The organism is Rhodoferax sp. (assembly GCF_023701345.1).
Classification (GTDB): domain Bacteria; phylum Pseudomonadota; class Gammaproteobacteria; order Burkholderiales; family Burkholderiaceae_C; genus Rhodoferax.
Genome location: NZ_JAMPXE010000114.1, coordinates 1 through 10,822, shown reverse-complemented (window position 1 = coordinate 10,822; position 10,822 = coordinate 1). Strand labels below are relative to the sequence as shown.

Sequence of the window (10,822 nt, the reverse complement as noted above, 5' to 3'; positions counted from 1 at the left end):
TCATGATTGCCGCTGGCGTGGAGAGCATGAGCATGGTGCCCATGGGCGGCAACGCGCCCTCCTATTCACCGCTGATGTTCGACAACGATGACAACATCGGCATCGCCTACGGCATGGGGCTGACCGCTGAAAAAGTGGCTACCCAGTGGAAAGTCAGCCGCGAGGCGCAAGATGCCTTTGCCCTGCAGTCGCACCAGCGGGCGCTGGCAGCACAAGCGGCAGGTTATTTCACCGCCGAGACCACGCCGATTGAAGTCACCGACCGCTCACCCAACCTGGCCACGGGTGAAGTCATCGAGAAAAAACGCGTGGTGAGCCTGGACGAAGGGGCCCGTGCCGACACCTCGCTGGAAGGCCTGGCCAAACTGAAAAACCCGTTTGCCGCACGTGGCACGGTCACGGCGGGCAACAGTTCACAAACCTCGGACGGTGCCGGCGCGCTAATTCTGGCCAGCGAAAAAGCCGTCAAGCAATTCGGCCTCAAGCCGCTGGCGCGTTTTGTGAGCTTTGCCGCCAAAGGTGTGCCACCGCAGTTCATGGGCATCGGCCCGATCGAGGCCATTCCGGCAGCCTTGCGCCATGCCGGTTTGACGCTGGAGCAGATCGACTGGATCGAGCTCAACGAAGCCTTTGCCGCGCAGTCGCTGGCGGTCATCAACACACTGGGGCTGGACCAGACCCGGGTCAACCCGATGGGCGGGGCCATTGCGCTGGGCCACCCGCTGGGCGCCACCGGCGCCATCCGCGCCGCCACCCTGATCCATGGTCTGCAGCGCACCCAGGGCAAATACGGCATGGTCAGCATGTGCATCGGCATGGGCCAGGGCGCCGCCGGCATCTTCGAGCGCGTTTGAGTCAAAATACGGCAAGCAATCACGCACTGGCCGTCATCGCGAGGCCGCAGGCCGTGGCGATCCATGTATTTGGGCACCATGGATTGCCGCGCTTCGCTCGCAATGACAAAGCTTTTAATTTTTGACGTGCACCAGTGACATTTTCCAGGAATCCTCATGACTGACCTTTTAATCGACACCGCCGGCGGGGTCACCACCCTCACGATCCATCGGGTGGCCAGGAAAAACTCTTTCACCACCGCCATGTACGCGGGCATGGCCGATGTGCTCGACCAGGCGCAGGCCGACGCCAGCGTGCGGGTGCTGGTGATTCAGGGGCACGAGACCATTTTCAGCGCCGGCAACGACATTGCCGACTTTCTGCAAACGCCGCCCACCACCCTGGACGCGCCGGTGTTCCGTTTCATGCGCGCCATCAGCAACTTCAGCAAACCCATTGTGGCGGCGGTGTGCGGTCCGGCAGTCGGCATTGGCACCACCATGCTGTTTCATTGCGACCTGGTTTATGCCGGTGACAACGCCGCCTTTTCCATGCCCTTTGTCAACTTGGGGGTCTGCCCCGAGGCCGCTTCCAGCCTGCTGGCACCGCAGCGCATGGGTTATGGCCGCGCCGCCGAGGCGTTGTTGCTGGGCGAGCCATTCCTGGCCGAGGCAGCGCTGGAAATGGGCCTGATCAGCCGCATCGTGCCGCCCGCCGAGGCTAACGCCCTGGCCCGGCGCCAGGCGCAAAAGCTGGCTGCCAAGCCCATGGCATCACTGCTCGCCACCAAGCGTTTGATGAAGCAGGGACAAGCCAGCCTGGTGGCCGAGCGCATGGCCGAAGAAGGCACGCTGTTTGGCCGCATGCTGGCAGAACCTGCCGCGCAGGAAGCCTTTTCCGCGTTCCTGGAAAAACGCAAGCCAGACTTCAGCGCCTTCTGATGCGTACCCTCATTGCCACCTGCACCCTGGTTTTCGGCCTGCTCGCCGGCGCCAACAACGCAGCCGCCACCCCCGGCGAGGTGGCCGTGGGCAGCGTACTGCGCGAAGCCACGATGCGCGGGCTCAACGGCCCGGACCGCAAACTCTCCGCGTTTCGCGGCAAGCCCCTGATCATCAACGTCTGGGCCAGCTGGTGCCCGCCCTGCATCCAGGAAATGGGCTCGCTGGAGCGGCTGGCCTGGAGCGACCTGGGCCAGCAGTTCACCGTGATCGGCATTTCGACCGATGACTACCCCGAGGCCGCCAAGGGTTTCCTGCGCAAAAGCAACGCCACCCTGAACCATTACATCGACCGTCAGCTGGAACTCGAAAACATGCTGGGGGCCGACCGCCTGCCGCTCACGCTGCTGGTCGACGCCAAGGGCCGGGTGTTGAGCAAAGTGGTCGGGGCGCGCGAATGGGACGGGCCGCAGGCCATGGCACTGATTCGCAGCACCTTTCGCATCGCTGCGCCCGCCCCTTCCCTGCTCAAAAAGTGACCCGTCACGGTCAGTGACAACCCCCTCATGCCGCATCACATCACCCCCCCTGCCGATATCCAGTTTGAAGACGAGTTCATCGTCGGCGTCAAAAAAATTTTCGAGGAAATGATCGTCTTCAACCGTTTGCTGGGATTGAAGATCAGCGCGATTGCGCCCACCCAGGTCAGGGCGCGCATCGACATGCGCAACGATCTGGTGGGCCACTACGTCTACAACCGCATCCACGGCGGCGTCATCAGTGCCTCGCTGGATGCGCTGGGTGGCCTGGCCGTGATGGTGGCGATTGGTGCGCGCCACATGAACGAGACCCCCCAGCAGAGGCTGCAGCGCTTTGCCAAGCTCGGCACCATCGACCTGCGCATCGACTACCTGCGCCCGGGCATTGGCGAGTGGTTCGAGTTGCGCGCCGAGGTGATGCGCCTGGGCTCGCGCGTGGCCTCCACCCGCATGGAGTTTTTGGGGGCCGACGGCAAGCTGCTGTCCACCGGCTCAGCCGCCTACATCGTGTCGTAGTCAAACGGCTGGCCGGGGCACCTCGCGCGGCTTGCCATGGTCGTCAATCGCCACATAGGTGAGGGATGCTTCAGTGACCTTGGTGTAGTTGCCCTGATCGTTGATGTGCTCGGCATAGACCTCAATCTTGACGGTAATCGAGCTGCGGCCAATGCGCACCAGCTTGCCAAAGAACGACAAAACGTCGCCCAGGCGCACCGGCTGCTTGAAGATGAATTCGTTCACCGCCACCGTGGCCATGCGGCCATTGGCAAAGGGCGCCGCCATCACGGCACCCGCCAGGTCCACCTGCGCCATCACCCAGCCACCAAAAATATCGCCGTTGGCATTGAGATCGCCTGGCATCGGAATGACCTTGAGCACCAATTTTTCATCCGTGGGCAGTTGCACGGTTTTGGCGTCGGTGTTTGCAGACATGGGCACAATCCTCACATAGTTTTTTAGAATGATCAGGATTGTCCCCCATGCGCAGCCATTCATCCAGTCGCTACAGCGGCACCACCTCAACCATGGTCAGCAGTCAGGGCGCGGCGCCTGCCCGCACTGACTGGGCCACCCTGCAGCGCCTGTTCCCTTACCTGTGGCAATACAAATGGCGCGTGATCGCGGCGCTGGCCTTCATGGTGGGTGCCAAGCTGGCCAACGTGAGTGTGCCGCTGCTGCTCAAGGAGCTGGTCGACACCATGAACCCCAAGGGGGAAATCGGCGCCCAGGCCCTGCTGGTGGTGCCGCTCGGCCTGTTGGTGGCGTACGGACTGCTGCGCCTGTCCACCACGCTGTTTGCCGAATTGCGCGAGCTGATCTTTGCCAAGGCCACCGAAGGCGCCTCGCGCAGCATCAGCCTGCAGGTGTTTCGCCATTTGCACGCCCTGAGCCTGCGCTTTCACCTGGAGCGCCAGACCGGCGGCATGACGCGCGACATCGAGCGCGGCACGCGCGCCGTGCACTCGCTCATCAGCTACTCGCTCTACAGCATCTTCCCGACACTGATCGAAGTCGCGCTGGTGCTGAGCATCCTGGCGGTCAAGTTCGACCTGTGGTTTGCCTGGATCACCATCATTGCGCTGGTGCTCTACATCGGCTTCACCATTGTGGTGACCGAGTGGCGCACCCAATTCAGGAAGCAGATGAACGAGCTCGACAGCACCGCGCACAGCCGCGCCATCGACTCGCTGCTGAACTACGAGACGGTGAAGTATTTCAACAACGAGGAGTTCGAGGCGCGCCGGTATGACGAGAACCTGGAGCGCTACCGCAAGGCCGCCCTCAAGAGCCAGACCACCCTGAGCCTGCTCAACACCGGCCAGCAACTCATCATCGCCGCCGGCCTGGTGGCCATGCTGTGGCGCGCCACCCAGGGCGTGGTCGACGGCCGCATGACGCTGGGCGACCTGGTGATGGTCAACGCCTTCATGATCCAGCTCTACATTCCGCTGGGTTTTCTGGGCGTGCTGTACCGCGAGATCAAGCAGGGCCTGACCGACCTGGAAAAAATGTTCACCCTGATGGAGCGGGAACGCGAAATTGCCGATGTGCCGGGGGCACCCGCCCTGGCGCTGACAGCCGACAGCGCCAGCGTGGCATTCAGGCACGTCAACTTCGCCTACGACCCGGCACGCCCCATTTTGCATGACATCAGCTTTGAGATACCGACAGGAAAAACCGTGGCGGTGGTCGGGCCGTCGGGCTCGGGCAAATCAACGCTGGCGCGGCTGCTGTTCCGGTTCTACGACGTGCAGGGCGGCCAGATCCTGATTGCCGGGCAAGACATCAAACAGGTCACGCAGGCCAGCGTGCGCCAGGCCATTGGCATCGTGCCGCAAGACACCGTGCTGTTCAACGACACGGTCGAATACAACATCGCCTATGGCCAACCCGGCGCCACGCGCGCGCAGGTGGTCGAGGCCGCGCAGTCGGCGCACATTCACAACTTCATTGCGGCCACACCCAGGGGCTACGACACCATGGTCGGCGAACGTGGCCTGAAGCTCTCGGGCGGCGAAAAGCAGCGCGTGGCGATTGCCCGCACCCTGCTCAAGAACCCGTCGATCCTGATCTTTGATGAAGCCACCAGCGCCCTCGACTCGGCCAACGAGCGCGCCATCCAGGCCGAGCTGCAAAGCGTGGCGCAAAACAAGACCACCCTGGTGATCGCGCACCGGCTGTCCACCGTGGTCGATGCGCACGAGATTCTGGTCATGGAGGCGGGCCGCATTCTGGAGCGCGGCACACATGCGGACTTGCTGGCTTCAGGAGGCCGCTATGCGCAGATGTGGGCGCTGCAGCAGAGTTCGGAGTGATGTGAAGAAGCCACTTGGCCCAAAAACAGGGGGCCTTTAATACGGGTGTCAGGGCCGCATCAGATCCTCAATGGCATCCACCACCATCATGGTGCCTAGCGCCACCAGCAGAATGTCATTGGCGACGCGCACATACTTGTACCCGGCAGGCGGCAGTCCAATTTGGGTAATCACGCCCCTCGGAACCGGATAGTAGACGAGCGATGCGGGCAGCGGCTGCCCCCTGGTCCACTGTTTGGCCTGGCCGGGTGGCATGCAACCATTGTTTTTCTTGGCCAGGCCTGGCGGGCAGCGCCCTTTGGCCTGCAAGTTGCCGTAATAACGCACCGCAGCCTGGCGTTGCGGTTCCTGAAAGTAGGCGCCAATCTGGATTTCCGGCCTTGCCTGCGCAGCGGGTTTGGATCTGTTCTGGCCCGCTTGGCCAACCCATTCCGGCTTGCCGGCCATCGCCATCACGGAAGTACCCAACAGCGCTGCGATCAAAAGTGATTTCAGTTGTTGTGATTTCATGGTTCGGTTCCCCTCAAGTTGTGACTAACTTATGAATCCACCGAATAATTCATATTAACAAAATGACACCCCTCTGTGTATCCCATTTCAGGCACTGCCCTAAACTTGGTGGCATTCGTTCCCTCAAAAAAACCTTTATGCAATACCGAAACCTTGGCAAAAGCAATTTGAAAGTCTCGGCCCTGTGTCTGGGCACCATGATGTTTGCCGATCAGACCGCGCATGATGAGGCGGCCACCATCGTGGCGGACGCCCGCGCCCATGGCGTGAACTACATCGACACCGCCGACAACTACAGCAAGGGCGGCTCGGAAACCATGGTGGGCGAGCTGCTCCAGGGCCAGCGTCATGACTGGGTGCTGGCCACTAAGATGGGCAACGCCATGTCCGACCGGGTCAACGAGGGGCACTACTCGCGCAGCTGGATGCTGCGCGAAGTGACGGCTTCACTGGCACGTCTGCGAACCGATTACGTGGACATTTTGTACCTGCACCGAGACTTTGCCGGCATGAACCTCGAAGAGCCTTTGCGCGCCCTCGACGCCATGTTGCGTGCGGGCCAGATCCGCGCCTGGGGGGTGTCCAACTTTCGCGGCTGGCGCATTGCCGCGCTGGTGCGCCTGGCGGCGCAACTTGGCATGCCGGGCCCGGTGGTGTGCCAGCCTTACTACAACCTGCTCAACCGCATGCCCGAAGTCGAGGTGCTGCCAGCCTGCGCCCATTACGGGATCGGCGTCACGCCCTACAGCCCGGTGGCGCGCGGCGTGCTCACCGGCAAATACCTGCCGGGACAGCCACCGGCCCCCGACAGCCGCGTCGGTCGCGGCGACGCGCGCATCGCCCAGACCGAGTTTCGTGAGGAATCGCTGCTGATCGCACAACAGCTGAAAGTGCACGCTGAAAACAAAGGCATCAGCCTGGCGCAGTTCGCTTGCAGCTGGGTGCTGGCCAACCCGGTGGTCAGTTCGGTCATTGCCGGGCCGCGCACACTCAAGCAGTGGCAGGACTACCTGCCCGCGCTCGACTATGCATTGACCCAGGAAGACGAAACCCTGGTCGACAGCCTGGTCCACCCCGGTCACCCCTCCACCCCGGGCTATACCGACCCGGTTTATCCGCCCCTGGGTCGGGTACGGCTGGCACCTTGACAACCGCTACAGCCCACTACACTCATGGGGCTTTTCACCCTCCAACATTTTGCGCATGGATATTTTTGTTTTTTTCACCCTGCTGGCCATTGGCGTGCATCTTCTCAAGAAGCGCGAGCAAGCGCAGCGCATCGCCTTGCTGGGCAGTTATCTGTCTCAATTCCAGATCGAAAAACTGATGCAGGATGTGCTGAGCGGCTACCAGCGCGCCCTGGGCGAAACCAGTCCGGAACGCCAGGCACAGGTATGGCGCCATCTGGAGCCGGCAGAACAGACGCTGTGTCAGCAATTCAACCGTTTTGTCCTCGAATTTGCCAAAGTCGCCGAGCCGCTGGCCAGGCTCAGCCGCCTGCCGCTGGCCCTGCCGTTTGTCTCGCAGTATTTTCCTGCCAGCACGCTGGATCTGCGCAAGTTGCTCAGCGTGCATGCCCATGGCATCAGCCAGGCTGCGCAAAACAAGCCGGACCAGGCGCCAAAAAGCAGGGCCTTCACGCTGTCGGCAGAGCTGATGCTGATGCAGCACAGTTGCCACTGGTTTTGCCGCTCCAGAACGGTCGCCTCGGCACGCTTGCTGGCAAGGCACCAAACCGCTTACGCCCAGGTGCTGGATGCCGTGGCGCCGTCAACCCGGCAAGCCTACCTCCAGTTGACTGGAAATTGACCGGCCGACACCGCGCCTCACACGGCCTGCTCTGGTACACAATTGCGCTCCATGGAAACCAAATGGCTTGAAGATTTTGTAAGCTTGGCTGAAACGCGCAGTTTCAGCCGTTCGGCGCAGCTGCGCCATGTGACGCAGCCGGCTTTTTCCCGGCGCATTCAGTCGCTGGAAACCTGGGCCGGCTCCGACCTGGTGGACCGCAGCAGCTACCCCACACGCCTGACGCCCGCCGGCGAAACACTGCATGACCAGGCACTCGAAGTGCTGCATGCCCTGCAGACCACACGCGCCATGTTGCGTGGCCACGCCACCGCCGCGCAGGACGTGATTGAATTTGCCGTGCCGCACACGCTGGCGTTCACGTTTTTCCCGGCCTGGGTGTCGGCCCTGCGCGAGACTTTCGGCCCCATCAAAAGCCGCCTGATCGCGCTCAATGTGCATGATGCGGTGATGCGTCTGGTGGAGGGCAGTTGCGACCTGCTGATCGCTTACCACCACGCGTCCCAACCCAACCAGCTGGACGCGGACCGTTATGAAATGGTCAGCCTGGGCGAGGAAGTGGTGGCCCCCTATGCCAAACCTGACGCCCACGGCAATCCCTTGTTTGAACTGCCGGGCAAGGCGGGCCGGCCCCTTCCCTACCTCGGCTACGCGCAAGGCGCCTACCTGGGCCAGATGGTGGAGCTGATCCTGAAACACAGCAGCGCCCCGATCCACTTTGACCGGGTCTACGAAACCGACATGGCGGAAGGCCTGAAAGCCATGGCGCTGGAAGGCCACGGCGTGGCATTTTTGCCCATGAGCGCGGTGCGCAAGGACCTGCGCGCGCACAAGCTGGTGAGCGCCGCACCGCCTGAACTCAAAGACCTGAGCATCACCATGGAAGTGCGTGCCTACCGCGAACGTCCCACGCACCGCGAGACGCTCAAGTCCGGTCATGCTGCCGGCCGGCCTGGCTCTGACGCCCATAAGCACAATGCGCAAGCCCTGTGGGACTATCTGCTAGTCCACCACGGTGCGCTTTAATTTATTCATGACAGCCAGCACCATGATCAACACCCTGACCCTGACCCGCCCCGATGACTGGCACCTGCATGTGCGAGACGGCGCCGCGCTGACCACCGTGGTGCCGCACAGCGCCGCCCAGTTTGGCCGCGCCGTCATCATGCCCAATTTGCGCCCGCCCGTGACCACCACCGCGCAAGCGCTGGCCTACCAGGCGCGCATCCAGGCCGCGGTGCCGGCCGGCCTGGCGTTCGAGCCACTGATGACGCTGTACCTCACCGACATCCTGCCGCCCGATGAAATTGCCCGCGCCCGGGAGGCCGGCATGGTCGCCGTCAAGCTTTACCCGGCCGGCGCCACCACCAACAGCGACGCCGGCGTGACCGAACTGCGCAAGACCTATCCCACGCTCGAAGCCATGCAGCGCGCGGGCATGCCGCTGCTGGTGCATGGCGAAGTGACCGCGCCCGAAATCGACCTGTTCGACCGCGAGGCGGTGTTCATCGACACCCAGTTGATCCCGCTGCGCCGGGATTTTCCCGAGCTCAAGATCGTGTTCGAGCACATCACCACGCGTGAGGCGGCGCAGTACGTGGCCGAGGCCGACCGCTTTACCGCCGCCACGCTCACCGCGCACCATCTGCTGTACAACCGCAACGCCATCTTTACCGGCGGCATTCGCCCGCACTACTACTGCCTGCCGGTGCTCAAGCGCGAAAGCCATCGCCAGGCCTTGCTGAGCGCTGCGACCAGCGGCAACCCAAAATTTTTCCTTGGCACCGACAGCGCGCCGCACGCGGTGCACCTCAAGGAACACGCCAGCGGCTGCGCCGGCTGCTACACCGCGTTCACGGCCATGGAACTGTATGCGCAGGCTTTCGATGCGGCAGGCGCGCTCGACAAGCTGGAGGCCTTTGCCAGCTTCAACGGCGCCGACTTTTATGGTCTGCCGCGCAACACCGGCACGCTCACCCTGAAGCGCGAAAACTGGACGGTGCCGGAACGTTTTTCCTTTGGCGAAGCCGAGCTCAAACCCCTGGGAGCCGGCGAGACGCTGGCGTGGCGGGTCAGGTGACACGCATCGCACTGGTCACTGGTGGCGCCAGGCGGATAGGTCGCGCCATTGGCCTGCAGCTTGCCGCCCAGGGCTACGGGCTGGTGATTCATTACCGGAAAAGCCGGGAAGAAGCCCTCCAGACGCGCACCGACTGCCAGCGCGCAGGCGCTGCCTTTGCCGAAACCGTCTGTGGCGACTTGTCCGATGCCCGGTTTCGCGCCGGCCTGATCCAGCAGGTGACAACGATGGTTGGGCGTATTGACCTGCTGGTCAACAGCGCCTCGCTGTTTGACTACGATGACGCCAGCAGCTTCAGCGCCGAACGACTGGCCGCGCATCTCCAGAGCAATTACCTGGCACCTGTCGAGCTGACCATGGCACTGCACCGGCAAATGCTGGATTCGGCATCGCAGGCGCATGTTGTCACCCTGCTCGACCAGAAGATTTTCAACCTGAACACCGATTACATGAGCTACACCCTGGCCAAGCTGGCCAGCCATGCGGCCATCCGTTATCTGGCACAGTGTTGTGCCCCCGTGCTGCGGGTGAACGCCATCGCGCCGGGTGTGACGCTGGCCAGCGGCGACATGAGCGCCACCGATTTCGACAAGGCGCACACCATTGCGGCGCTGGGGCGTTCGAATACGCCCGAGGACATCGCCGCCGGCGTTTTGTTTCTGGATGCGTCTTGCGCCATCACCGGGCAAACCCTTGCCGTCGACGGCGGCCAGCATCTGGTCCCGCGCGGCCGCGATGTCGCGTTTGGAGCCTGACCATGGAAAAATGGATCCGCTTGCTGGGCTTGCGCTTGCAGGTCTCGATTGGCATACACGATTTCGAGAAAAAGAAGCCGCAACCCTACCAGATGGACATCGGCTTGCTGCTCGACGATGGCTACCGGACTTGCCATGACTCGATCGCCGAGACCGTGAACTATGACGAGCTCAGGTCGCGGGTTTCTGCCCACCTGAGTTCACGGCATTTCAATTTGCAGGAAACCGTGATCCAGGAAGTGATTGATATCTGCTTTGAGATCGACCTGAGAATCCGGGCCGTTGATGTGCGCACGGCCAAAACGGCGGTCTACCCTGACTGCGATGCCGTTGGCTTGCACTACCGGCTGTCACGCGCCGACTGGCAGTCGTAAGGCCGGGCGTCTATCGCAAGCGCCGCTGCGGCGGCGATGCTGGCGGAAGCGGTGAGATTCGAACTCACGAACCCTTGCGGGTTGCCGGTTTTCAAGACCGGTGCAATCGACCACTCTGCCACGCTTCCAGGGGCTGGATTCTAACCCGGCAAATCAGGCCACAT

13 protein-coding genes and 1 tRNA gene are annotated in these 10,822 nt (G+C 62.5%); 11 read left to right on the top strand and 3 right to left on the bottom strand.

What is annotated here, in order from left to right; genetic code table 11:
• The 4 genes from NDI87_RS13800 to NDI87_RS13785 all read left to right on the top strand — a co-directional run.
• Positions 1-854, top strand: an 854-nt coding sequence (locus tag NDI87_RS13800; RefSeq protein WP_296275936.1) for an acetyl-CoA C-acyltransferase, incomplete at its 5' end; no start/stop codon positions are given.
• A gap of 156 nt (positions 855-1,010) precedes the next feature.
• The gene (locus tag NDI87_RS13795; RefSeq protein ID WP_296275934.1) at positions 1,011-1,775 is read left to right on the top strand and encodes an enoyl-CoA hydratase; all 765 of its coding nucleotides are present in this window, start codon (positions 1,011-1,013) and stop codon (positions 1,773-1,775) included.
• A complete protein-coding gene (locus tag NDI87_RS13790) occupies positions 1,775-2,314 on the top strand; it encodes a TlpA disulfide reductase family protein (protein WP_296275933.1) in 540 nt (179 codons plus the stop codon). The genes NDI87_RS13795 and NDI87_RS13790 overlap by 1 nt, the downstream gene beginning before the upstream one ends.
• A gap of 27 nt (positions 2,315-2,341) precedes the next feature.
• Positions 2,342-2,830, top strand: coding sequence for a thioesterase family protein (locus NDI87_RS13785; protein WP_296275932.1), 489 nt, complete (start codon positions 2,342-2,344; stop codon positions 2,828-2,830).
• Here the strand turns inward: NDI87_RS13785 and NDI87_RS13780 are convergent, their stop codons facing one another.
• Positions 2,831-3,247: an acyl-CoA thioesterase gene (locus NDI87_RS13780; protein WP_296275931.1), complete on the bottom strand. Its 417-nt coding sequence runs from the start codon at positions 3,245-3,247 to the stop codon at positions 2,831-2,833. It abuts the gene before it with no gap.
• 92 nt (positions 3,248-3,339) lie between these two features.
• Here NDI87_RS13780 and NDI87_RS13775 point away from each other — a divergent pair, with 92 nt between their 5' ends.
• Positions 3,340-5,130, top strand: a complete 1,791-nt coding sequence (locus NDI87_RS13775; RefSeq protein ID WP_296275937.1) for an ABC transporter ATP-binding protein/permease — start codon at positions 3,340-3,342, stop codon at positions 5,128-5,130.
• A 48-nt stretch (positions 5,131-5,178) separates the two neighbouring features.
• Here the strand turns inward: NDI87_RS13775 and NDI87_RS13770 are convergent, their stop codons facing one another.
• Entirely contained in the window at positions 5,179-5,640 is a 462-nt protein-coding gene (locus NDI87_RS13770; protein WP_296275930.1) for a hypothetical protein, read from the bottom strand.
• Between the two features lie 137 nt (positions 5,641-5,777).
• Between NDI87_RS13770 and NDI87_RS13765 the strand changes: the two genes are divergently transcribed.
• The 6 genes from NDI87_RS13765 to NDI87_RS13740 are packed head-to-tail and all read left to right on the top strand — an operon-like array spanning position 5,778 to position 10,658.
• Entirely contained in the window at positions 5,778-6,788 is a 1,011-nt protein-coding gene (locus NDI87_RS13765) for an aldo/keto reductase (RefSeq protein ID WP_296275929.1), read from the top strand.
• A 55-nt stretch (positions 6,789-6,843) separates the two neighbouring features.
• Positions 6,844-7,449 (top strand): hypothetical protein, encoded by a 606-nt coding sequence (locus NDI87_RS13760; protein ID WP_296275928.1) that lies wholly within the window; start codon positions 6,844-6,846, stop codon positions 7,447-7,449.
• A 51-nt stretch (positions 7,450-7,500) separates the two neighbouring features.
• Entirely contained in the window at positions 7,501-8,475 is a 975-nt protein-coding gene (locus tag NDI87_RS13755) for a LysR substrate-binding domain-containing protein (protein WP_296275927.1), read from the top strand.
• Positions 8,476-8,482: 7 nt separating this feature from the next.
• Positions 8,483-9,529: a dihydroorotase gene (pyrC, locus tag NDI87_RS13750; RefSeq protein WP_296275926.1), complete on the top strand. Its 1,047-nt coding sequence runs from the start codon at positions 8,483-8,485 to the stop codon at positions 9,527-9,529.
• Positions 9,526-10,284: an SDR family oxidoreductase gene (locus NDI87_RS13745; protein WP_296275925.1), complete on the top strand. Its 759-nt coding sequence runs from the start codon at positions 9,526-9,528 to the stop codon at positions 10,282-10,284. Before pyrC ends, NDI87_RS13745 begins: the two co-directional genes overlap by 4 nt.
• A 2-nt stretch (positions 10,285-10,286) precedes the next feature.
• Positions 10,287-10,658 carry a dihydroneopterin aldolase gene (locus NDI87_RS13740; RefSeq protein ID WP_296275924.1) on the top strand — a complete coding sequence of 124 codons (372 nt, stop codon included), beginning with the start codon at positions 10,287-10,289 and terminating at the stop codon, positions 10,656-10,658.
• A 40-nt stretch (positions 10,659-10,698) separates the two neighbouring features.
• On the opposite strand, the gene NDI87_RS13735 is transcribed toward NDI87_RS13740, so the two are convergent.
• Positions 10,699-10,786: transfer RNA gene (locus NDI87_RS13735), tRNA-Ser, on the bottom strand.
• Positions 10,787-10,822: the final 36 nt, after the last annotated feature.

Bases quoted from the DNA above. Each gene is read 5' to 3' on its own strand.
- NDI87_RS13795 (WP_296275934.1), top strand. From the start codon at position 1,011: ATGACTGACCTTTTAATCGACACCGCCGGCGGGGTCACCACCCTCACG.
- NDI87_RS13790 (WP_296275933.1), top strand. From the start codon at position 1,775: ATGCGTACCCTCATTGCCACCTGCACCCTGGTTTTCGGCCTGCTCGCC.
- NDI87_RS13785 (WP_296275932.1), top strand. From the start codon at position 2,342: ATGCCGCATCACATCACCCCCCCTGCCGATATCCAGTTTGAAGACGAG.
- NDI87_RS13780 (WP_296275931.1), bottom strand. From the start codon at position 3,247: ATGTCTGCAAACACCGACGCCAAAACCGTGCAACTGCCCACGGATGAA.
- NDI87_RS13775 (WP_296275937.1), top strand. From the start codon at position 3,340: ATGGTCAGCAGTCAGGGCGCGGCGCCTGCCCGCACTGACTGGGCCACC.
- NDI87_RS13770 (WP_296275930.1), bottom strand. From the start codon at position 5,640: ATGAAATCACAACAACTGAAATCACTTTTGATCGCAGCGCTGTTGGGT.
- NDI87_RS13765 (WP_296275929.1), top strand. From the start codon at position 5,778: ATGCAATACCGAAACCTTGGCAAAAGCAATTTGAAAGTCTCGGCCCTG.
- NDI87_RS13760 (WP_296275928.1), top strand. From the start codon at position 6,844: ATGGATATTTTTGTTTTTTTCACCCTGCTGGCCATTGGCGTGCATCTT.
- NDI87_RS13755 (WP_296275927.1), top strand. From the start codon at position 7,501: ATGGAAACCAAATGGCTTGAAGATTTTGTAAGCTTGGCTGAAACGCGC.
- pyrC (WP_296275926.1), top strand. From the start codon at position 8,483: ATGACAGCCAGCACCATGATCAACACCCTGACCCTGACCCGCCCCGAT.
- NDI87_RS13740 (WP_296275924.1), top strand. From the start codon at position 10,287: ATGGAAAAATGGATCCGCTTGCTGGGCTTGCGCTTGCAGGTCTCGATT.